Origin of the sequence: Ralstonia sp. NFACC01 (genome assembly GCF_900115545.1) — a bacterium.
Classification (GTDB): domain Bacteria; phylum Pseudomonadota; class Gammaproteobacteria; order Burkholderiales; family Burkholderiaceae; genus Ralstonia; species Ralstonia mojiangensis.
On sequence record NZ_FOWV01000001.1, the window covers coordinates 268779 to 290461 of the forward strand.

Annotated in this window: 24 protein-coding genes; 12 read left to right on the top strand and 12 right to left on the bottom strand. The window is 64.2% G+C overall.

The annotated features are described in order from the left end of the window. Positions 1 to 3 precede the first annotated feature (3 nt). The 6 genes from BM136_RS01240 to BM136_RS01275 all read left to right on the top strand — a co-directional run bounded on the left by BM136_RS01240 (position 4) and on the right by BM136_RS01275 (position 5150). Positions 4 to 309 carry an urease subunit beta gene (locus BM136_RS01240; protein WP_004630755.1) on the top strand — a complete coding sequence of 102 codons (306 nt, stop codon included), beginning with the start codon at positions 4 to 6 and terminating at the stop codon, positions 307 to 309. Between the two features lie 13 nt (positions 310 to 322). Continuing rightward, positions 323 to 2041 carry an urease subunit alpha gene (ureC, locus tag BM136_RS01245; protein WP_092969596.1) on the top strand — a complete coding sequence of 573 codons (1719 nt, stop codon included), beginning with the start codon at positions 323 to 325 and terminating at the stop codon, positions 2039 to 2041. A gap of 764 nt (positions 2042 to 2805) precedes the next feature. Further along, positions 2806 to 3462, top strand: coding sequence for an urease accessory protein UreE (gene ureE, locus BM136_RS01260; protein WP_092969598.1), 657 nt, complete (start codon positions 2806 to 2808; stop codon positions 3460 to 3462). Beyond that, on the top strand, positions 3455 to 4144 hold the full coding sequence (locus BM136_RS01265) for an urease accessory protein UreF (RefSeq protein ID WP_092970687.1): 690 nt from the start codon (positions 3455 to 3457) through the stop codon (positions 4142 to 4144). Before ureE ends, BM136_RS01265 begins: the two co-directional genes overlap by 8 nt. Before the next feature lie 11 nt (positions 4145 to 4155). After that, positions 4156 to 4782, top strand: a complete 627-nt coding sequence (gene ureG, locus BM136_RS01270; protein WP_009241038.1) for an urease accessory protein UreG — start codon at positions 4156 to 4158, stop codon at positions 4780 to 4782. Between the two features lie 65 nt (positions 4783 to 4847). Continuing rightward, on the top strand, positions 4848 to 5150 hold the full coding sequence (locus BM136_RS01275; RefSeq protein WP_045206211.1) for a hypothetical protein: 303 nt from the start codon (positions 4848 to 4850) through the stop codon (positions 5148 to 5150). Between the two features lie 109 nt (positions 5151 to 5259). Here the strand turns inward: BM136_RS01275 and BM136_RS01280 are convergent, their stop codons facing one another. The 4 genes from BM136_RS01280 to BM136_RS01295 all read right to left on the bottom strand — a co-directional run bounded on the left by BM136_RS01280 (position 5260) and on the right by BM136_RS01295 (position 8683). Next, entirely contained in the window at positions 5260 to 5919 is a 660-nt protein-coding gene (locus BM136_RS01280; RefSeq protein ID WP_092969600.1) for a methyltransferase family protein, read from the bottom strand. A gap of 128 nt (positions 5920 to 6047) precedes the next feature. Continuing rightward, positions 6048 to 6740, bottom strand: a complete 693-nt coding sequence (locus BM136_RS01285; RefSeq protein ID WP_092969602.1) for a glutathione S-transferase N-terminal domain-containing protein — start codon at positions 6738 to 6740, stop codon at positions 6048 to 6050. 169 nt (positions 6741 to 6909) lie between these two features. Next, the gene (locus tag BM136_RS01290) at positions 6910 to 8169 is read right to left on the bottom strand and encodes an acyl-CoA dehydrogenase family protein (protein ID WP_092969604.1); all 1260 of its coding nucleotides are present in this window, start codon (positions 8167 to 8169) and stop codon (positions 6910 to 6912) included. 76 nt (positions 8170 to 8245) lie between these two features. Then, positions 8246 to 8683 (bottom strand): PaaI family thioesterase, encoded by a 438-nt coding sequence (locus BM136_RS01295; RefSeq protein WP_092969606.1) that lies wholly within the window; start codon positions 8681 to 8683, stop codon positions 8246 to 8248. A gap of 93 nt (positions 8684 to 8776) precedes the next feature. Here BM136_RS01295 and BM136_RS01300 point away from each other — a divergent pair, with 93 nt between their 5' ends. After that, positions 8777 to 9721, top strand: a complete 945-nt coding sequence (locus BM136_RS01300) for a LysR family transcriptional regulator (protein ID WP_092969608.1) — start codon at positions 8777 to 8779, stop codon at positions 9719 to 9721. 52 nt (positions 9722 to 9773) lie between these two features. Here BM136_RS01300 and BM136_RS01305 read toward each other — a convergent pair whose 3' ends face one another. Next, the gene (locus BM136_RS01305; RefSeq protein WP_092969610.1) at positions 9774 to 10760 is read right to left on the bottom strand and encodes a LysR family transcriptional regulator; all 987 of its coding nucleotides are present in this window, start codon (positions 10758 to 10760) and stop codon (positions 9774 to 9776) included. Positions 10761 to 10887: 127 nt separating this feature from the next. Between BM136_RS01305 and BM136_RS01310 the strand changes: the two genes are divergently transcribed. Then, complete coding sequence (locus BM136_RS01310) at positions 10888 to 11601, top strand: SDR family oxidoreductase (protein ID WP_092969613.1); 714 nt, start codon at positions 10888 to 10890, stop codon at positions 11599 to 11601. Then, positions 11598 to 12002: a VOC family protein gene (locus BM136_RS01315; protein WP_092969615.1), complete on the top strand. Its 405-nt coding sequence runs from the start codon at positions 11598 to 11600 to the stop codon at positions 12000 to 12002. Before BM136_RS01310 ends, BM136_RS01315 begins: the two co-directional genes overlap by 4 nt. Positions 12003 to 12012: 10 nt before the next feature. Here the strand turns inward: BM136_RS01315 and BM136_RS01320 are convergent, their stop codons facing one another. The 4 genes from BM136_RS01320 to BM136_RS01335 are packed head-to-tail and all read right to left on the bottom strand — an operon-like array spanning position 12013 to position 16264. After that, positions 12013 to 13101: a phosphotransferase gene (locus BM136_RS01320; protein WP_092969617.1), complete on the bottom strand. Its 1089-nt coding sequence runs from the start codon at positions 13099 to 13101 to the stop codon at positions 12013 to 12015. Between the two features lie 38 nt (positions 13102 to 13139). Further along, complete coding sequence (locus BM136_RS01325) at positions 13140 to 13874, bottom strand: histidine phosphatase family protein (RefSeq protein ID WP_092969619.1); 735 nt, start codon at positions 13872 to 13874, stop codon at positions 13140 to 13142. A 12-nt stretch (positions 13875 to 13886) separates the two neighbouring features. Continuing rightward, the gene (locus tag BM136_RS01330) at positions 13887 to 14666 is read right to left on the bottom strand and encodes an oxepin-CoA hydrolase, alternative type (RefSeq protein ID WP_092969621.1); all 780 of its coding nucleotides are present in this window, start codon (positions 14664 to 14666) and stop codon (positions 13887 to 13889) included. Positions 14667 to 14692: 26 nt separating this feature from the next. Continuing rightward, a complete protein-coding gene (locus tag BM136_RS01335; protein ID WP_175537052.1) occupies positions 14693 to 16264 on the bottom strand; it encodes a 3-hydroxyacyl-CoA dehydrogenase in 1572 nt (523 codons plus the stop codon). A gap of 46 nt (positions 16265 to 16310) precedes the next feature. Between BM136_RS01335 and BM136_RS01340 the strand changes: the two genes are divergently transcribed. Further along, on the top strand, positions 16311 to 16964 hold the full coding sequence (locus tag BM136_RS01340) for a glutathione S-transferase (RefSeq protein WP_092969625.1): 654 nt from the start codon (positions 16311 to 16313) through the stop codon (positions 16962 to 16964). A 20-nt stretch (positions 16965 to 16984) separates the two neighbouring features. On the opposite strand, the gene BM136_RS01345 is transcribed toward BM136_RS01340, so the two are convergent. Together BM136_RS01345 and BM136_RS01350 are read right to left on the bottom strand one after the other, a co-directional pair. Beyond that, on the bottom strand, positions 16985 to 18157 hold the full coding sequence (locus tag BM136_RS01345; RefSeq protein ID WP_092969627.1) for a pyridoxal phosphate-dependent aminotransferase: 1173 nt from the start codon (positions 18155 to 18157) through the stop codon (positions 16985 to 16987). A gap of 12 nt (positions 18158 to 18169) precedes the next feature. Beyond that, complete coding sequence (locus tag BM136_RS01350; RefSeq protein WP_092969628.1) at positions 18170 to 18694, bottom strand: putative toxin-antitoxin system toxin component, PIN family; 525 nt, start codon at positions 18692 to 18694, stop codon at positions 18170 to 18172. 37 nt (positions 18695 to 18731) lie between these two features. On the opposite strand from BM136_RS01350, the gene yaaA reads away from it, so the two are divergent. Together yaaA and BM136_RS01360 are read left to right on the top strand one after the other, a co-directional pair. After that, complete coding sequence (gene yaaA, locus BM136_RS01355) at positions 18732 to 19505, top strand: peroxide stress protein YaaA (protein ID WP_092969630.1); 774 nt, start codon at positions 18732 to 18734, stop codon at positions 19503 to 19505. Between the two features lie 14 nt (positions 19506 to 19519). After that, the gene (locus BM136_RS01360; RefSeq protein WP_092969632.1) at positions 19520 to 20665 is read left to right on the top strand and encodes a M14 family metallopeptidase; all 1146 of its coding nucleotides are present in this window, start codon (positions 19520 to 19522) and stop codon (positions 20663 to 20665) included. 40 nt (positions 20666 to 20705) lie between these two features. Here BM136_RS01360 and BM136_RS01365 read toward each other — a convergent pair whose 3' ends face one another. After that, on the bottom strand, positions 20706 to 21542 hold the full coding sequence (locus BM136_RS01365) for a BspC domain-containing protein (protein ID WP_092969634.1): 837 nt from the start codon (positions 21540 to 21542) through the stop codon (positions 20706 to 20708). Positions 21543 to 21683 lie beyond the last annotated feature (141 nt).

Genomic DNA, 21683 nt, shown 5'->3' on the forward strand with positions numbered 1-21683 from the left:
GACATGATCCCCGGTGAACTCCTGCCGCAAGACGGCGATCTGGAACTCAACGCAGGCCGCCCCACGGTGACAGTCACGGTGGCCAACACGGGCGACCGCCCGGTGCAGATCGGCTCGCATTACCACTTCTATGAAGTCAATGATGCGCTGCGCTTTGACCGCGAAGCTGCGCGCGGCTTTCGGCTGAACATCGCCGCCGGAACCGCCGTGCGCTTCGAGCCGGGGCAGGAGCGCACGGTCGAACTCGTGGCGCTGGCCGGCGACCGCGTGGTCTACGGCTTTGCTGGACGCGTGATGGGCAAGCTTTGAGCGAGACACGGACATGACATTGAAGATCAATCGCCGCGCGTATGCGGAAATGTTCGGCCCCACGACCGGTGACCGCCTTCGCCTGGCCGACACCGACCTCATCGTCGAAGTCGAACGCGACTTCACCATCTACGGCGAGGAAGTGAAATTCGGCGGCGGCAAGGTCATCCGCGATGGCATGGGCCAGAGCCAGCGCGAATCGAAAGACTGCGCCGACACCGTCATCACCAACGCGCTGATCATCGACCACTGGGGCATCGTCAAGGCCGACATCGGCCTGAAGCACGGCCGCATCTCGGCGATCGGCAAGGCGGGCAATCCGGACATCCAGCCCGGCGTGACGATCGTCATCGGCCCCGGCACCGAGATCATCGCGGGCGAGGGCATGATCGTCACCGCCGGCGGCGTCGACTCGCACATCCACTTCATCTGCCCGCAGCAGATCGACGAAGCGCTGAACAGCGGCGTGACCACGATGATCGGCGGTGGCACCGGCCCCGCCACCGGCACCTATGCGACCACCTGCACGCCGGGCCCGTGGTATATGCAGCGCATGCTGCAGGCCGCCGATGCCTACCCGATGAACATCGGCTTTCTGGGCAAGGGCAACGGCAGCCTCCCGGGCGCGCTGCGCGAGCAGATCGACGCGGGCGCCATCGGCCTGAAGCTGCACGAAGACTGGGGCTCCACGCCAGCCGCCATCGATTGCTGTTTGGGCGTGGCCGACGACACCGACACGCAGGTCGCCATCCACACCGATACGTTGAACGAGTCGGGCTTTGTCGAGGCCACCGTCGCCGCGTTCAAGGGCCGCACGATCCATACGTATCACACCGAAGGCGCGGGCGGCGGGCACGCGCCCGACATCATCCGCGTGTGCGGTGAATCCAACGTGCTGCCGTCGTCCACCAACCCGACGCGGCCGTTCACCGTCAACACGCTGGACGAGCATCTGGACATGCTGATGGTGTGCCATCACCTCGACGCGTCCATTGCCGAAGACATCGCCTTTGCCGAGAGCCGCATCCGCCGCGAGACCATCGCCGCTGAGGACATCCTGCACGACCTGGGCGCCTTCTCGATGATCTCCAGCGATTCGCAGGCCATGGGCCGCGTCGGCGAAGTCGTACTGCGTACGTGGCAGACCGCTCACAAGATGAAGGTGCAGCGCGGCAAGCTGGCCGGAGACCCGAACGATGCGCGCGGCGGGCATGACAACTTCCGCGTCAAGCGGTACGTGGCCAAGTACACGATCAACCCCGCGCTCACGCACGGCATCGCACATGAAGTGGGCTCGGTTGAAGTCGGCAAGTGGGCAGACCTCGTGCTGTGGAAGCCGGCGTTCTTTGGCGTGAAGCCGAGCCTGATCCTGAAGGGCGGGATGATTGCCTCTGCGGCGATGGGCGATGCGAATGCGTCGATCCCAACACCGCAGCCGGTGCACTATCGGCCGATGTTTGGGTCGGCGGGTGGGGCGCTGGGGCGGACGTCGCTGAGCTTCCTGTCGCAGTCCGCGGCCGCTGCTGGAGTGGCGGAGCAGTATGGGCTGGCCAAGACCACCGCAGTCGTTAAGGGCACGCGTACCGTGACCAAGGCGGACATGATCCATAACGACTGGCAGCCTGACATTACTGTTGATCCGGAGACGTATCAGGTGGTGGCGGATGGGACGGTGTTGACTTGTGAGCCGGCGGAGGTGTTGCCGATGGCGCAGAGGTATTTTTTGTTCTAGCTGGTGGGGTGGGGTTGGGCTCTATTCTTTTGTTGTTGGTCCATCCCTGTTTCGTACCCTGCCGGGCACGACCTACTTTTCTTTGTCTTGCCAAAGAAAAGTAGGCAAAAGAAAGGCGCGCCCGAGATGGCGACTTCCCCTTGAATTTATGTAACCGGGCGGGGAAGGAGGCAAACTCGCTGCGCTCAGACAGGCCTCCTTCCTTGATCCGCCCGGTTACAGAAATTCAAGGCGCCATCTAGGGCAGGTAAGTCAAAGGCCACACCGGCGGCGAGCTTAGGTGGGTGCCGGGGCTCGTTGAGTGCGAGTGCGTGCGAGGGTTCGGACCTTACAACGGAGTAGCGCACTGGCAGAAGATTGTGTGCTTTACCCCTGCCCTAGATGGCGCCTTGAATTTTCGTAAGCGGGCGGAAAAAAGACGGGAAACTGTCTGAGCGAAGCGAGTTTTTCCCGTCTCCGCCCGGTTACGAAAATTCAAGGGATGGGTCGCCATCTCGGGCGCGCCTTTCTTTGCTTACTTTCTTTGGCAAGACAAAGAAAGTGAGTCGCCCCCGGCAGGGGGTGAAATAAGCGATGCGCTGCCGCGCCGAGATCAAAACCCCACGCTTGGGGATCAGAACTCGCCGTTTGGAGTTCAGAACCCGACGTTTGCAGTTCAGAACTCCACGCTTGAAGCTCCGAACCCGGTGCTTGCAGTTCAGAACTCAGCGCGTGGAGTCCAGAACCCCGAGCTTCATAGTTGGATGACGAATTAGGTCCTAAAGATGCTTTCCATCAACAAACACCTCCCCGCGCCACATGGCCTGGCCTCCGTGCTGGTCAAGCGTGCGCCCAAGCTGGTGCTGCCATTCCTGGAGCGCAGCCGCAGCCGCCTGCGCGTCACCCTCGACGATGGCCGTGACGTGGCCGTCGTACTGCCGCGCGGCACTGTCATGCGTGGCGGTGACGTGCTGGTTGCTGAAGACGGCACGCTGGTCGAAGTGCAGGCCGCACCTGAGCAAGTCCTGCGCGTGACGGGCGACAACCGCCTCGCCTTGATGCGCGCTGCCTATCACCTCGGCAATCGCCACACGCCCGTGCAGGTCAGCGCAGATGCACTGCAGCTCGAAGCCGATCCGGTGCTCGAAGACATGCTGGTCCGCCTGGGTGTGACCGTCGCGCATGTGGAGGCGCCGTTCGAGCCCGAGGCAGGCGCCTATGGCGGCGGCCATCGTCACGGCCACGATGCGACGTTCGAAGAGGACTACGCGGCCGCGCAGGCGCTGTACCACGAGCATCACGGGCACGATCACGGGCACTCGCATGATCATGACCATGCCCACGCGCATAGCCACGACCACGCGCATGGTCACGACGACGGTCACGACGACGGCCATGTCCACGGGCCCGGTTGCGGCCATCACCACCCTCACCATGACTAACGCGGCGCAGCTCACCGCCTTGCTGCATCTCGCGTCCCCCGCGCTGCCGGTGGGCGCGTTCAGCTATTCGCAGGGGCTGGAAGCGGCGGTGGACGTCCGGCACGTGGCGGATGAAGCGTCGGCTGCGGCGTGGATTGCCGAGGGCCTCGACGTGCTGGCCGCCTGCGAGGCACCGCTGTGGCTGTTGCAGTTCGCTGATTGGCAGGCAGGCCGCTTCGATGCCGTGGCCGAGCGCGATGCGTGGTTTCTCGCCACCCGCGAGACACGCGAGCTGCGGCTCGAAACGTCGCAGATGGGCTGGTCGCTCAATCGGCTCATCCAGCAGATGGAATGGGGCGATGACGCACTGCGCGGTGCCTTGGCCGCGCGCGCTTCAGTGACGTTTCCGACGGCCTTTGCCGCCGCCGCTGCCGCACTGAATGTCGACCCGCGCGACGGCGTGACGGCGTATTGCTTTGCCTGGGTGGAAAACCAGATGGCGGCGGCAGTGAAGGCCGTGCCGCTCGGGCAGGCTGCGGGGCAACGGATTCTCTTTGGCCTGCACACAGCGGTAGCGCGTGCGGTGGAAAAGGCTACGCGGCATGCGGCCTGTCATCCGCCTGAACTGTCTACGTTTTCGCCAGGGCTGGGCGTGTTGTCTGCGCGGCATGAAACACAATACTCACGACTCTTTCGATCCTGAACCTGATCAACATGCGAACCAAGAAACTTCCTGCCCTGCGCGTTGGCGTGGGCGGCCCGGTGGGCTCCGGCAAGACCACGCTGCTCGAAATGCTCTGCAAGGCCATGCGAGAGCGCTATGACCTAGTGGCCATCACCAACGACATCTACACGAAGGAAGACCAGCGGCTGCTGACCATCTCCGGCGCGTTGCCGGCCGAACGGATCATGGGCGTCGAAACGGGCGGCTGCCCGCACACGGCCATCCGCGAAGATGCGTCGATCAACCTCGAAGCGGTGGATCGCATGCTGTCCAAGTTTCCAGATGCGGATGTGGTCTTCATCGAGTCGGGCGGCGATAACCTCGCGGCGACCTTCAGCCCCGAGCTGTCGGACCTGACGATCTACGTGATCGATGTGGCGGGTGGGGAGAAGATCCCGCGCAAGGGCGGCCCGGGCATCACCAAGTCGGACCTGCTCATCATCAACAAGACGGACCTGGCGCCGTATGTGGGGGCGTCGCTGGAAGTGATGGAAAGCGACACCCGCAAGATGCGCGGCGATCGGCCGTTCGTGATGTGCAATCTGCGGGCGCAGGGCGGGTTGGATGAAGTGATCCGCTTTATTGAGAAGCAGGGGATGCTGACGGCGGCTGCCTGATGCAGGGCACTTGCAGAGACTGCACTGAGTCAAAAACACTGACGCGCGCGTTGCGGAGGTGAGTGATGAAGACGCTGCATGCTGCGGTGCTGATGACGGTGGTCTTGGGCGCAGCCGCCTGCGCGCCGACCATCGTCGGGCCGTATTACACGATGGATGTGCGGCTGGCGGACGGGAAACCCGTGCGGTGTGCGGTCAATCAACCGGTGCGCTTGCCGAGCCCGCCGCCGGAGCCGCTGACAGTGCGCGAGCGTAACGAGGCCGAAGTGCTGGCGACGCAGCCGCTGCGGTTGCAGACGGGGCCGCGGTCGCCGTATCCGACGGTCTACACCGCGCCGGACGTGCAGTGCTTCGCATTGCCCCGGTAATGCGATCAGGCGTCTTCCGTGAGGTAGCGTCAGAGCGCCTGCGCCACCGGGCCAACCGGGCGCGCACGCAATCGCGCGGCAACGATGTCGAGCCTGGTGGTGGACGGCGTCAGTAGAGTCCGGGAATGAGGCGCCACGTCCGGGCGCGGTACGCGTCGTACTCCGCGCCGAACTGCGATTGCAGCAGGGCTTCTTCGGCACGCATGCGCGCCACCAGGGGTGGGATCAGCAGGAGCGTCAGCACCACACCGGCTACTGCCCGGAAGGCTAGCCCCCAGCCCAGCGTGCCGATCAGCAACCCCAGGTAGCTCGGGTTGCGCACGTATTGGTAGATGCCGCCGGTCACGAGCGTATGGCCGGGCTGGATCGCGACCAATCCGCTGAATCGATTGCCCAGCACGTACACCGGCCACACACGCAACGCGCCACCTGCGGCGTAGAGCACTACGCCCAGCCAACGTACGGCATCGCCATCGATGCACCAGAGGTTGAGCCGGTCCGTGTACGCCGGCAGCCATGCACTGGCGAAGCCGATCACGCCAAACACCGGCAGCACCCAGCGGTTGGATCGATCTTCGCGTTCTCCGGGGCTGAGGTTGCCGCCTGCAAGGAGGGCGGCGATGGCCAGCAACACCGTGATGACCACCAGCGCGACGCGTGCAGGGTGGGCGAGGAACGCGCCCACGCCACCCCAACCGAGCGCGGCAAGGCCGAGATAAACCACGATGGACACCGCAGCCGCGAGGCCCATTTTGAGTGAGGCTGCCATAGCGTTTGTGCACGAACGCGTGAGTGAGGTGAAGCCAGTGTAGGCCGCTCGCCAGCGCGCCGCATTGACGACTTCCAAAAGAAAAAGGCCGCATCACACGGCCTGTTTTCCGATGCGAAGAAGCGGAATCAGCGCCGCTCGTACTGCGTCGCGCCGAAGAGGATTTCCTTCGCCTTGTCGTCCTGCACAGCCGGCCGTTCGTTGGCCAGCACCTTCACCGCGCGCTGCACGGCGGGGCGTTCTTCAATGGCTTCGAACCAGCGCTGCAGCTTCGGGAAATCCGACAGCTCGATCCCCTGGTTCTTCCAGCTGCGCAGCCAGGGCCACGTCGCCATATCGGCGATGGAGTATTCCGCGCCACCGAGGAATTTCGATTCGCTCAGGCGTTTGTCGATCACGCCGTACAGGCGCTTGGCTTCGTTCGTGTAGCGGTTGATCGCGTACTCGATCTTCTCGGGCGCATAGATGCGGAAGTGGTGCGCCTGGCCGAGCATCGGGCCGACACCGCCCATCTGGAACATCACCCATTGCAGCACTTCGTATTTGCCGCGCACGTCGTCGGGCATGAACTTGCCCGTCTTGCCCGCGAGGTACAGCAGGATCGCGCCCGATTCGAACAGCGAGATCGGTTTGTCGTCCGGGCCGTCCTGATCGACGATCGCCGGGATCTTGTTGTTGGGGCTGATCTTGAGGAAGTCGGGCTTGAACTGGTCGCCGGCGCCGATGTTGATGCCGTGAACGCGGTAAGGCAGCCCGCATTCTTCCAGCATGATGTGCACTTTGTGGCCGTTGGGTGTGGCCCAGCTATAGACGTCGATCATCGAGGTGGCTCCTTGGCTTCTGGCCGGGAAGAGAGGTGCAGGCCACCAGCAGCCTGCAAAGTGTTCCATTCCAGCACAGAACCGAAAAGTGCGCAGACGCCGCGCCGAGGCGAAAAAAATCCCCGCTCAAGGCGGGGTTAAGGAGTGAACGGTACAGCCGTGCCGCAGGTCAGGAGCCGCGTGTGACCGGCATGTCGGCAACGTCTTTCAGGTGCAGATGCTTGGCCAGTTCGAGCTTGGCGATGGCTGCGCGGTGCACTTCGTCCGGGCCGTCGGCCAGGCGCAGCGTGCGCTGGTGTGCGTAGGCCGAAGCCAGCGGGAAATCACCCGACACGCCGCCGCCGCCGTGTGCCTGGATCGCCCAGTCGACGATCTGGCAGGCGATGTTCGGAGCCACGACCTTGATCATCGCGATCTCGGCCTTGGCGACCTTGTTGCCGACGGTGTCCATCATGTACGCGGCCTTGAGCGTCAGCAGACGGGCCTGCTCGATCATGCAGCGCGCTTCGGCAATGCGTTCGTGCCAGACGCTGTGCTGTGCGATGGCCTTGCCGAATGCGATGCGCGACGACAGGCGCTTGCACATCAGCTCCAGCGCGCGTTCGGCCACGCCGATGCTACGCATGCAGTGGTGGATGCGGCCCGGGCCCAGGCGGCCTTGTGCGATCTCGAAACCGCGGCCTTCGCCCAGCAGGATGTTGCCAACCGGCACGCGTACGTCTTTCAGGTCGACTTCCATGTGGCCGTGCGGCGCATCGTCGTAACCGAACACCGACAGCGGACGCATGACGGTGATGCCCGGCGCATTGGCCGGCACCACGATCATCGATTGCTGCTCGTGGCGGCCGGCATCGGGGTTGGTCTTGCCCATGACGATGTAGACGGCGCAGCGCGGGTCGCCAGCGCCCGACGACCACCACTTGCGGCCGTTGATGACGTATTCGTCGCCCTGGCGCTCGATGCGGCATTCGATGTTGGTGGCGTCCGACGAGGCCACGGCCGGCTCGGTCATCAGGAAGGCCGAGCGGATCTCACCGCGCAGCAGCGGCTCCAGCCAGCGGTCTTTCAGTTCTTCCGAGGCGTAGCGCTCCAGCGTTTCCATGTTGCCGGTGTCGGGCGCGGAGCAGTTGAACACTTCCGGTGCCCAGGGCACGCGGCCCATGATCTCGCACAGCGGCGCGTATTCGAGGTTCGACAGCCCTTCGGGGGCGCGCGGCGAACGCGGCAGGAACAGGTTCCAGAGCCCGGCCTTGCGTGCCAGCGGCTTGAGTTCTTCGATGATCTTGGTGGGAATCCACGCGTTGCCGGCACGGCGGTTGGCTTCGACTTCTTCGTGGAAGCGGTGCTCGTTCGGATAGATGTGCTGATCAAAGAACTCGAGCAGGCGTGCCTGCATTTCCTTGACCTTGGGCGTGTAATCGAAATTCATGGTGTCTCCTCAGTACATCGAACAAGCGCCTCGAACGGGCAACCAGCAACTCAGTTCAGACGGGCTCGGCCATCCGTCAAATACGTCCGCCGAGCACGGCAAATACGGCACTCGCGCGCGCAATCAACCGGTCGCCGCGATGGAAGAGCGCCTGCGCAAAGGCCAGCTTGCTGCCCGTGCGCAATCCTTCCGGGGTGATCTCGATCCAGTCGCCTTCTCCGGCAGAGGCGATGAAATCCACCGTCAGGCTGGCGGTCGACATGGCCAGCGCGCCGCCGGTGCCTTCGCCGGGTTCGGCCAGGCAATAACCGAGCGCTGCATCGGCCAGCGATGCCACCACGCCGCCATGCAGAATGCCGCGCCGGTTCAGGTGGTGATGCTGTATGTGAAAACCCATCACCATCGACGCGCCCATCCCCTTGGCATACACCGGCCCCAGCATCGTCAGGAAAGGGCTCGGCTTGTTCAGCAGAACAAAGCCCGGGGGAACGGCGAGATCGGGGGATGTGGTCATGGCGCGTGGCGCAACTCCCAAGTGGTGTCCGCAGAATAAGCCTTCGCCTACAATAAGAGAAATGAATTTAGTAGATTACGGTCCATCAATACCATGCATATTTCCCGGGTCGACCTGAACCTGTTTGTCGTCTTCGATGCGATCTACACGGAGGGCGGCATCACGGCGGCCGCACGCACGCTCAACCTGACGCAGCCCGCCGTAAGCCACGCGCTGGGGCGATTGCGCGAGCTGTTTGACGACCCGCTGTTCGAGCGCCGTGGGCAGGGCATGGTGCCGACGCCGCTGGCGCGCACGCTCATCGCCGAAGTACGCAGCGCACTGCAGGGCTTCGAGCGCACTTTGCGCGAAGGCACGCGTTTCGACCCCGCCACGAGCGAGCGCCGCTTCACGCTGTCGATGCGCGATGCGCTGGAAGCGACGTTGCTGCCGCCGCTCATGGCGGCCATCGCCAAGGAGGCGCCGCGCATTGACGTGACGACCGTGCGCGGAGACCGCCGCCAGCTCGAAACCGAATTGCTGGCGGGCACCATTGATGCGGCTGCGGACATTCTGCTGCCGGCATCTCCGGCCATTCGGCATGCGCCGCTGCTGACCGACCCGATGGTGGTGCTGGCGCGCCCGGGCCACCCCATCGCAAATGTGCCGTTGACGCTGGAGCGCTATCTGGCGTGCGAACACGTGCATGTGTCGTCCCGGCGTCGCGGGGCAGGGCTGGAAGATGTGGAACTGCGCCGGCTCGGCCATGAGCGGCGCGTGCGGCTGCGTTGCCAGCATTACCCGGCCGCCTGCCGCGTGGTGAGCTGCACGGATCTGCTCGCCACATTGCCGATCCGCTACGCGCGCATCGCCAATGAGCCGTATGGCAACGTGATGCTGCCGCTGCCGTTCAACGTGCAGCCGCTGGAGCTGTACCTGTACTGGCACACCAACAGCGACCAGGACGCCGCCAGCCGTTGGTTGCGCGATCACGTGTTCGCCGCGATGGCGGAGGTGGCGCTGGATGACGCGGTGGCCGCATTCGCCGATGGGCGTTGACGAACGCAGAAGCGGACGCAATCAGCGCCGCCGCAACATCCAATAAGAATGCCTACGTATTCACCGTGACGGCCGACTTGGCTTTGGCGGTCTTGACCGGCTTGGGCGATGTCGGTGCCGCCGTTGCCGACGGGAACGGGTAACGCGCGCTGAACTCCGCAAAGCGTGCGGCAAGAAAGTCCGCGCAGGCCGTCAGCCGCGCTGGTCGATGGCGGCGCGCAAGGGCGACAAGCTGCAGCGGCGTGGGTGCATGGCTCCATGCCGGCAATGCCACCTCCAACCGGCCGGCGCTCACGTCTTGCGCGACATCCAACCATGATTTGAACGCTAGGCCACGCCCCGCGATCGCCCAGTCGCGCACCACGGCGCCGTCGTCGCATTGGAAATCGCCGCGCACGTCGATCGGGGCGGGGCCGCTGGCGTGCGTGAGTTGCCAGCGCGTGACGGGCTCGCCGTTGCGCAGGAGGATCAGGCAGCGGTGGTCGGCAAGGTCGCTCGGGTGTGCGGGCCGGCCATGCTGTTTGAAATACGACGGCGCGCCCACGATCACGCGTGGATGCGACGCCAACGGCCGCCGCACGAGCGCCGAATCCTGCAGATGCCCGTAGCGCAGCGCGAAGTCGAGGTCTTCGCGCATCAGATCGGCCAGCCGGTCACCGAGCACCAGCGTGATGCGCACACCGGGGTGCTCATCGCAGAAGGCATCGAGCCATGGGCGCAGGATGTGTCGCCCTAGGTCGGATGTGGCTGCAATGCGGATGGGGCCAGACAGCTCGGTGCGATCCTGCCCCAGGCTTTCTGCACCTTCGTCCAGCGCCTCCAGCGCCTGTCTTGCATAGCCTAGATAGCGCTGACCGGCTTCAGTCGGCCGCATGCTGCGTGTGGTGCGCTCGAACAGGCGGGCGCCGAGTTCGGTCTCCACGCGCTTGAGCGCCGCGCTGGCGGTGGCGGGCAGCCAGCCGAGCTGACGCGCGGCGGCGGAGAGGTTGCCGGCGTCAGCAATGCGCACCAGCAGGCGGAGGTCGTCGAGGGCGATCATTGTCAAAGCAGATTTGGAGAATCATCAAAGCATAGCCAGATTATCTTGCTTTTGTTTGATGAAAGAATGGCCCCAATCGATTGACGGTTTTTTTTCTTTCCTCTTCTCAAAGCAAAGGAGCATTGGCATGACTTCGAACACTCTGCAGGACCAGTCAGTGGTGGTATTGGGCGGTACGGCCGGTATTGGGCAGGCGGTGGCACACGCGGCGGCAGCCGAAGGGGCGCGCGTGACGGTGCTGGGGCGCTCGGCCAAGGCGGCCGGCGGTGTGCATGGCATTGCCGTTGATGCGAACGACACGGCATCGCTGGCGGGCGCGCTGGCGCAGGCAGCCCAGTTGTCGCCCAGCGGCAAGATCGATCACTTTGTCATCACCATCGGCTCGCGCACGAGCCCGCCGCCGTTTGCTTCGCTGCAGCGTGCCGATCTTGAGCAGGCCTTCGGCACCAAGTTGTTTGCCGCACTGATGGCGGTGCAGGCTGCGTTGCCGTATCTGGCGGAACGCGCATCGATTACGCTCACCTCGGGTCTGCTCTCGCGCAAGGCAACGGCAACCGGCTTGCTGCGTGGCTCGATCAATGCTGCAGTGGAAGCCGCCGCCAAGAACCTGGCGAAGGAACTCGCACCGCGCCGCGTCAACGTGATCAGCCCGGGCGTGGTGGATACGGAAGTGTGGGGCGCGCCAGCCGATCGGCAGGCCATGCTCGCACGCATCGGCAGCGGCTTGCCGGTCGGCCGTGTCGGCACGCCGGAAGACCTTGCCCAAGGCTATCTGATGGCCTTGACCAACGGCTTCATGACCGGCGCCATCATCGACATTGAAGGAGGTGGTTTGCTATGACGACTGACAGTGATTGGACCTTCGACCACGTGAACTTTCACGTGGCAGGAGATGCGCCCATCCTGAAATTCTTTGCCGATGTGCTCGGCTGGAAACCGGGGCCGCGCCCGGCGTTTCCGTTTCCCGGCACGTGGCTGTACCAGAACGACGATGCGCTGGTACACCTCGTGACGCAGGAGGGCGACACGCCGGAACTGGTGTTCTCGCACATCGCGTTCCGCACCGGGAAGGACGCGGCCGATGTGCTGGCCGCCGTGCGCGAGAGTGGCGTGCCGCACCAGGTCAGAAAACACCCCGCGCGGCCTGCCGCACAGATCTTCGTGCAGTTGCCGGGCGGGGTGGTGCTGGAGCTGGAAGCGCCAATGTCCGGTCCGCTGGAAGCGGCGCGCGAGTACGAGTAAAGCCGCGGCGTCAGGCGCCGGCCTGCTGCGCGTACTTCCAGCCCAGTTCGGCCATCGGGCGGGCGCGTTTGCCTGCCTCCAGCGCCTGTGCCGAAGACGCCGTGCCATCCACCACGCGCTTCATGATCCCCTGCAGGATGCCGGCAATGCGGAACATGTTGTAGGCGAGGTAGAAGTTCCAGTCGCCCGTGATGCGGCGGCCGGTGCGTTCTTCGTATTGGCGGATGTACTCGGCTTCGGTGGGAATGCCCAGTGCCGCGAAGTCCAGACCCGCCACGCCGCGGAACTGCCCCGGCTCGATGTGCCAGCTCATGCAGTGGTAGCTGAAATCGGCCAGCGGATGGCCGAGCGTTGACAGCTCCCAGTCGAGGATGGCCAGCACGCGCGGCTCGGTCGGATGGAAGATCAGGTTGTCGAGCCGGTAGTCGCCGTGAACGATGCTGGTGATTTCCTCGGCTTCCTGCGGCACGTGCTTGGGCAACCATTCGATCAGGTTGTCCATGGCCGGAATCGATTCGGTTTCCGACAGCTTGTACTGCTTGCTCCAGCGCTCGATCTGACGCGCGAAATAGTTGCCGGGTTTGCCGTAATCGGCCAGGCCGATGGCGGCGTAGTCGACGGTGTGCAGTGCTGAGATGACGCGGTTCATCTCGTCATAGATGGCGGTGCGCTCGGCCGGCGCCATGCCGGGCAGGGCCTGATCCCACAACACGCGGCCCTGCACGAATTCCATGATGTAGAAGGCGCGACCGATCACGGCTTCGTCTTCGCAGAGTGCATACATCTTCGCGACGGGCACGTCGGTCTTGGCCAGTGCATCCATCACCCGGTACTCGCGTTCGATGGCGTGCGCGGACGGCAGCAGCTTCGCCTTCGGACCGGGCTTCGCGCGCATCACGTACGTGCGCGACGGCGTGATCAGCTTGAACGTCGGGTTCGACTGGCCGCCCTTGAATTGCTCAACCGTGAGCGGGCCGGCAAAGCCTTCAACGTGTTCGCGCATCCACGCCTCTAGCGCGCCGATGTCGAACTTCTGCTGATCCGCTACCGGGCGCGTGCCCTCGAACGCCGAGAAATCCTGCTGGTCCGTTTGTGCCATGGGTGTGTCTCCGAATCTTGTTGTGTATCGAGGAAAGTTCAGGTCGGTTGGCGATGGCGAAGGTATTGCTGCAGCAGCACTTCCATCGTCGTGAGTCGTGAGCCGACATGCGTTGGCGAAGGCGCCGAAAAATTGCTCATGCGCAGCACCCAGTCGGTCGGGGCCTCGCCAACATCGAGCACGTTGATGCAGCCGGCGGTCTGCGCGAGGCTGCCGAAGAACACGCGCTCGCCGCCGGTGATGGCGTGCGAGAGGATCGCGCGGTTGGTGCCGCCATGCAGCACCAGCAGTACGGTGTCCCAGTCGGTTTGCGCGCGCAACTGGGCGATTGGCGGAATCACCCGGTCAAGAAATTCGCCGATGCTCTCACCGTTGAGGAAGCGCCGGTCTTCCGAGACCGTGCCTTCAAACGCGCCGATGAACGCTTGCGCGAGTTCATGCTCGGGAATCTCCGCCAGCTTGCCACCGCGGATTTCCTGCAGCTCGGGCCAGTGTTCAAGCGCGATGCCGCGTTCCTGCATCGCGGGCATCTCGGCCAGCACACGCTGCGCGGTTTCCACCGTGCGCGGTAGGCCGCTGACGATCACGCGGTCGAAGACGATGTTTTCTGCGGCGAAGATTTTGCCTGCAGCGGTGGTTTGGCTGCGGCCGAGTTCGTTCAGCGGTACGGCTTCGGGCGACGGAACGGGGCGGCCGGTTTCGTCGAAGTACGTCACGGCGCCATGACGCATCAGATAGATGCGGCGACGCTGGGGTGTCGGGAAGGGAACCATGCGAGCCGGAAATTAGCGGTATTGGGGCTTGCGCTTTTGCAGGAAGGCGGAGATGCCTTCGTTGCCGTCGGCGTGGTGCAGCGCTTCGACAAAGCTGAGCTGCTCGGCCTTGAGGTGATCGTGCAGCGAGGCGTCTTCAGCGTGGGTGATCAGACCCTTGATCCGGCCTACCGCATGCGGTGATTGCGCTGCGAGTTTTTCCGCCAGCGCCAACGCCTGGTCCAGCGCCTCGCCGGGTTTGACCACTTCGTTGATGAGGCCGAAGTGCGCCAACCGCTCCGCGCCAACGGGCTTGCCGAGCATGATGATTTCGCTCGCCAGCGGGCGCGGCAGGAAGCGCGCGATGTGCCAGGAGCCGCCGCCGTCCGGCGTGAGCGCCACGTTCACGTACGCCATCACGAACTTCGCATCCGACGCGGCAATCGCAAAGTCGCACGCCAGCAAGAGCGAGAAACCTGCGCCGGCTGCCGGGCCTTCCACTGCGGCAATCACCGGCTTGGGAAACGTGCGGATCGTCTCGATCCAGTGGTTGAGCGCGTCGATGCCTTCTTCCTGAACGCTTCGCGGCTTGCTCCGGTTTTCCAGCAGGCGGTTCAGGTTGCCGCCCGCGCAGAAGGCATTGCCGGCACCCGTGAAGATGACGGCGCGGATCTCGTTGTCGGTGACGGCGCGGTCCAGCGCTTCCATCGACGCGGTGTACATCACGGGGTCCAGCGCGTTGCGCGCGTCAGGGTTGGACAGCGTCAGCACCAGCGTCGAGCCGATGCGTTTGGAGAGCAATTGCGCGGTCATGGCGGCCTCGTCAGGGTAAGCGGCGATCAGGCATCAAGCGTGAGCAGCGACATGCCCAGACGGGCACGGCGCAGCAGCCACGGGCTCGGGCGATAGCGCGGGTCGCCATAGAGCGTGTAGAGGTTTTGCAGGACTTCCAGAATGGCGTTCGCGCCTAGCGTATCGCCGAGTGCCAATGGCCCTTGCGGATAACCGAGCCCCAGCGTGACGGCCAGATCGATGTCGGTGGGCGTGGCAATGCGCTGCTGAGCGATGTCGCACGCGATGTTGACGATGCATGCCACGATGCGCTGCGCGACAAAACCACCGGAATCCCGGATCACCGTGACGGGTACGCCGTCGGACGCGAGCAAGCCGTGTGCGGCATCGCGGTAGGCTGCATCGGTGGCGGGTGTGGTCATCAGCGTGCGGCGCTTGGTGGCGGCAAACGGATAGAGCGTGTCGAGCGCCACGGTGCGGCGCGCGTCGAGCCCCTCGGCGGCCACGCACGCCGTGGCATCCAGCCCGCGCGGCGTGACGATGATCAGTGCATCGGCGGACGGTTTGGAACCGGCTTCGGGCGTGATGCCCAGATCGAGCAACAGGCGCTGCGCCGCGGCGTGGCCGGCGTCATGCGCGCGGCTGATCCACACCGAAGATGGGCGCGCAGACGGTGCTGGCGCCTCAGCGGGGATCTGCTTCTGTCCTTCCGGATAGCGGTAGAAACCTTCGCCCGTCTTGCGGCCCAGGATGCCGCCCGCAAAGCGCACCGCCGTGATCTGCGACGGACGGTAGCGCGGCTCGTCGTAGAACTGGCGGTAGACCGATTCCATTACCGGATGCGAGACATCCAGCCCTGTCAGGTCCATCAACTCGAACGGCCCCATGCGGAAGCCCGCCTGCTCGCGCATGATGGCGTCGATGTCCGCATACGCCGCCACACTTTCCTGGGCCACGCGCAGGCCCTCGGTGTTCATGCCGCGCCCGGCGTGGTTGACGATGAAGCCCGGCATGTCGATGCAGCGCACGGCGGTATGGCCCATGCGCTTGGCCAGTGCGGCCAGTGCGTCGCCGGTGGCAGGCGCGCTGCGCAGGCCGTCGATGACTTCGACCACCTTCATCAGCGGCACCGGGTTGAAGAAGTGGAAACCCGCGACGCGTTCGGGGTGCTTGCATGTCGCGGCAATTGCGGTGATCGACAGCGACGATGTATTCGACGCCAGGATCGCATCCGCGCGGACGATGTTTTCGAGCTGACGGAAGAGGTCGCGTTTGACGTCCAGCTTCTCGACGATGGCCTCGACCACGAGATCGCAGTCCGCCAGATCGGTGAGCGCGCCTGCAGGAACGAGCCGCGCGACGGCGGCGTCGGCTTCCTCCGTCGTCATCTTGCCCTTGGCAGCCAACTTGGCGAGCGTATCCGCCAGTGCAGTGCGCGCCGCTTCCACGGCTTGCGGGTTGGCGTCGAACAGCTTGACGCGCAAACCTGCCTGGGCCGCGATCTGCGCAATGCCGCGCCCCATGGCGCCGGTGCCCACAATCCCGATAGTCTGCATATGAAATCCGCTGCGATCGAAAGAAGTCTGGCTAAAATAGCACGAGCGTGCGATTTCTGGCATCCGCACCGACCATAACGGACGGCCAAATTACCAAGGAGACGGGTTCATGCTGACGCTTTACGGCTTTTCTGCGAGCAACTACTACAACAAGGTCAAGCTCGCCCTGCTGGAAAAGGGAATCCCTTTTGAGGAATCACTGCGCTGGCCGGACCAGACCGACGGCGAAATCTCGCCGCTGCACAAGGTGCCGTATCTGAAAGATGGCGATCGCGGCATGTGCGAATCGCAGGTCATTGTCGACTATCTGGAAGCGGGCTATCCGGAACATCCGCTGATTCCGGCCGATCCATTCCAGGCAGCCAAGGTGCGAGAGGTCGTGACTTTCCTGGAGCTGCACCTGGAATTGGTGGCGCGCCAGCTGTTTCCCGAGGCGTTCTTCGGCGGCAAGATCAGCGACAACCTGAAGGTCAAGGTGCGCGAACAACTGCAGAAGAACATTCCGGCGGCGGCCAAGCTGTTCAAGTTCTCGCCTTACGTCGCGGGCGACACGTTCACCATTGCGGACTGCGCGGCCATTGTGCACTTCCCGCTGGTCAGCCAGGCCACCAAGATCATCTACGGTGAAGACCTGCTGGCGCAGGTCGAGGGCGTCAAGCCCTACTTGGCCCAGATGGCGGAAAACCCGAACGTGCAGAAAGTTCGGGCAGACAGCAAGGCCAATCTGGAGCAGATGCTGGCGCACTACGCCAGCAAGCGCTGATCGGCCTCGGCCTTACGGTCTTACACCTTCGACAAGCGCTCCAGGGCAACCTGGAGCGTTTCGTCTTTCTTGGCGAAGCAGAAGCGCACCACGCCCGATTCGTGCGGCTGGGAGTAGAACGCCGATACGGGGATCGCCGCCACACCAATCTCGCTCGTCAGCCACTTGGCGAACTCGGCCTCGGGCAGATCGGAGATGGCGCTGTAATCCACGCACTGGAAGTACGTGCCCTGGCAGGGCAGCAGCTTGAAGCGCGTCTTCTCCAGCCCGGCGCGGAACAGGTCGCGCTTGTGCTGGTAGAACGCCGGCAACTCCAGATACGGACGCGGATCCGCCATGTAGCTCGCCAGGCCGTGCTGCATTGGCGTGTTGACGGTGAATACGTTGAACTGGTGCACCTTGCGGAATTCCGCCATCAGTGCGGCGGGGGCAGCCACGTAGCCGACCTTCCAGCCCGTCACGTGATACGTCTTGCCGAAGCTCGACACCACGAAGGCGCGCCGCGCCAGCTCGGGAATGCGTGCGACGGAGGCGTGCGGCACGCCGTCGTACACCATGTGCTCGTACACCTCATCGGAGAGCAGCAGCACGTTGGTCGGCGCCAGGATCTCGGCGAGCCTGCGCATGTCGTCCGCATGCCAGACCGTGCCGGTCGGGTTGTGCGGTGTGTTGAGCATGATCAGGCGCGTGCGCGGTGTGATGGCCGCCGCCAGCGTGTCGAACGGGATGCGGAAGTCCGGCGCATTCAGCGTGATTGGCACGACCTTGCCGCCCGCCAGTTCAATCGACGGAATGTAGCTGTCGTACGTCGGCTCGAAGACGATGACTTCATCGCCCGGATGCACGCAGCACAGCACGGTCGTCAGCAGCGCCTGCGTGGCGCCGGCGGTGACGGTGATCTCGCGGTCGGCATCGTAAGCGTGGCCGTACAGATTAGCGACCTTCGCGGCGATGGCCTGGCGCAGGGCGGGCACGCCCGTCATCGGGGGGTATTGGTTCAGGCCGGCGCGCATGGCGTCGGACACCGCATCGACGATGCGCGGGTCGCAATCGAAATCCGGAAAGCCCTGGCCCAGGTTGACGGCCTGCTTTTCCACGGCCAGCGCCGACATCACGGTGAAGATGGTGGTACCGACATTCGGCAGCCGCGACGGCGGCGGTGCGATGGGCGCGAGCGATTCAACGGTGGTCATGGCAATACGGCTTCAGGCTTGATTTTGGGTTTCAGCGAGGGGAGCGCTTTCCAACTGGACCGCTGCGACGAACTGCTTGGGCGGCAGCACCGCCACGTCGCAGTACTTGGCCATGCGGCGCTTGAGCTTGAGTACGGCGCGATCCTTGGAAACGAGATAGGCAACGTCGGCGGCATCGGCCAGCGCGAGGAATTTCTGGTCGTCGCGATCCTTGCAACGCGGGACGAACGCCTCGCCTTGCGTCCGGGCGGCTTCTTCAGGATCTGCAACGGACCGTGTCACGCGATCGACCCACGCCAGAGCGGCTTGCGCGTCGACGGCGTAATGCGCGAATTGCGGGTAATCCAGCACGCGGCGAAGTTCTTCGCGACATGCCGGGCTGATGATGGCGTCTAGCCGGCCGGCTTCCAGCGCGGCGCGGATCGGTCGCGCCACCGCATCGTCGAAGATCAGGATGTCGACCCAGATGTTGGAGTCCAGCACCACGCGCGGGGCCGGAGCCTGGGTGGAGTGGGCGAGGGCGGCAACGTCTGCCATTCGATACAATTCCAGACTTGTGAACCGCGATTCTGACATGATCATCGTCCTCTCGCCGGCCAAGTCGCTCGACTACGACACACCGCCGCGCACCAAGACCCACACGCTGCCCGATTTCATCGCGCGCTCCGCAGAACTCATTGAAGTGCTTCGCAAGCTGTCGCCGGCCCAGATCGGCACGCTGATGCACATTTCCGACCCGCTGGCGGCGCTTAATGCCACGCGCTATGCGGATTGGTCGTCCGAATTCACGGCCGAGAACAGCAAGCAGGCCGCGCTGGCCTTCGACGGCGATGTCTACGGCGGGCTCGACTCCAATTCGCTGGCCGTCGACGATCTGCAGTTCGCGCAGAAGCATCTGCGGATTCTGTCGGGGCTGTACGGCGTGCTGCGCCCGCTCGACTGGATGCAGCCGTATCGGCTGGAAATGGGCACGCGCCTTGCCAATCCGCGCGGCAAGGACCTGTACGCCTTCTGGGGCGACGAGGTGACGCTGGCGCTGAACAAGCTCTTCAAGCAGGACGACGATCCCGTGCTCGTCAATCTCGCGTCGGAAGAGTATTTCAAGGTGGTGCGGCCCAAGGTGCTCAAGGCGCGCATCGTCACGCCGGTTTTTGAAGACTGGAAGAACGGCCAGTACAAGATCATTTCGTTCTACGCGAAGCGTGCCCGCGGTCTGATGGCGCGCTACGCGATCGAGCACCGCCTCACCGATCCGCGCAAGCTCAAGGCGTTCGATGTCGACGGCTATGCCTTTGCCGCTGCCGATTCCGACGACGAGCGCTGGGTCTTCCGCCGCAAGCTCACCTGATGACAGGATCCGACATGACCGCCAATCAACCGCACATCTCCAGCGCGTTCGACAGCGGCGCCATCGAAATCATCGATGCCGCCCGCGCCGATGCCATCCGCCTGCGCATTCGCCGCGATTCGCACGCAGACTTCATGCAGTGGTTCCACTTCCGGCTGCAAGGCGTGCAGGGCCAAGCCTGCAGGCTCGCGCTGGAAAACGCCGGTGAATGCACCTACGCCGCCGGCTGGAAAGACTACCGCGCCGTCGCCTCGTACGACCGCGAGCGCTGGTTTCGGGTGCCTACACGCTATGACGGCAAGACCATGACCATCGAGGTGACGCCGGAGCATGACAGCATCTGGTTTGCATACTTCGAGCCGTACTCGGATGAGCGCCACCTCTCGCTCGTGGCCGCTGCGCAAACGAAGGCGGGCGTGCGCACGCAACGCCTGGGGCAAACGGTGCAGGGCCGCGATATGACCAGCATCACCGTCGGCGAACCGGGTCGCGGCAAGAAGAACGTGTGGATCATCGCGCGTCAGCATCCGGGCGAGACGATGGCTGAGTGGTTCGTTGAAGGCCTGCTCGCACGTCTGACGCGCCAAGGTGTCTGGAGCGGCGATCCCATCGGCCGTGTGCTTGCCGAGCGCGCCGTCTTCCATATCGTGCCGAACATGAACCCGGACGGTTCGGCGCTGGGCAACTTGCGCACCAATGCCGCAGGCGCCAACCTGAACCGCGAGTGGATGGAGCCTGACGCCCAGCGCAGTCCCGAAGTGCTGGCGGTGCGTCAGGCCATCGAGCAAACCGGTGTCGACCTGTTCTTCGACATCCACGGCGACGAGGCGCTGCCCTATGTGTTCGTGGCCGGCAGTGAAATGCTGCCCGGCTTTACCGATGCTCAGCGCGCTGATCAGGACCGCTTTGTCGCGGCCTTCCTGCGTGCATCACCGGATTTCCAGACGCGGTACGGCTACGAGGCTAGCAAGTACAACGAAGACGCGCTGAAGCTCGCCTCCAAGTACATCGGCCATACCTATGGGTGCTTGTCGTTGACGCTGGAAATGCCGTTCAAGGACAACGCCGACCTGCCGGACGCACGCGTGGGCTGGGATGGCGCCCGCAGTGCCGCGTTGGGCGCGGCCATGCTGCAGGCGATCCTGGAGTATCTCGGCTGAAGATAAACGCTGCGCCGCCTGGGTCGGCGGCGCATTGCGCTTAGTTGGAGGACGACTTCTTCGTCGTCTTCTTTGCCGTCGACTTGGCGGTAGATTTGCTTGCCGTGGTCGACTTGGTCTTGGCGGTGCCGCTGCCCTTGGCAGACTTGGCCGTCGCTCTTGTCGACGCCTTGCCCTTGGCCGTGCTCTTGCCGCGTACAGCCGCACTGGTCGTGCAGCGATGGCCGCGGCGGCAGTGCGTGCGTGCTGTCGACGACGAGGGCGCAGCGGCTGGGGCAGCGAACGGCTGGCCATTGGCGTCGAGCAACTCATACGCCAGCATCATCCCTTCGTCATACCCGCAGCGCACGCGCACGGGCTCCCACTGGTCATTGCCCGTGCCGCGCTTGTGCACGGCGGCATTGAAGCTGACCACGCTCGACACCTTGATCGCGCCTTGCTTGCTGGACGAGAAGCGGGAGTCCCATGGCTCAACTTTGGCCTGGTCGTTGGAAAGCGCACCCGTCGGCAGGCGGAACTGGTCGAAATTGGTCGAGCGCGGAATGATCCAGCTCGCATGCGCAGCGCAGTCGGCCACGTCGGGGCGGGCACCTTCCGATTGAATCAGGCGGTCACGGGTTTGTGCGCGGTATTCGGACAAGCTCATCTTGTCCTTGGAGGGGAGATTGACCGTCGTTGTGCCGCTGCTATCGGTCGAGTCGAAGACGATGGGCGGCGTGGTCGGGACGGGCTGAGTGGCCGGCTTGGCTGGCGCGGCCGGGGTACTCGGCGTGGCTTTGGTGGCCTGGGCCGACGCATCGGTCGGTTCAGTCTGCAGGTTGGAGCAGGCGGCCAGCAAAGCGACGACGCCGAGACAGAGTAGTTTGGGTCGCAACATCACGAGTGTTACAGGGTGTCGGCGTGGAAATCGCCATGATAGAGGAAAGCCAAGGATGAAAGTTCCTGCTAGTTACCCCAATGCGTCCCCAACGCGGCACTTCCGACGAATTTGCTGTAACAGCGCGTTACGGCAAGGTGT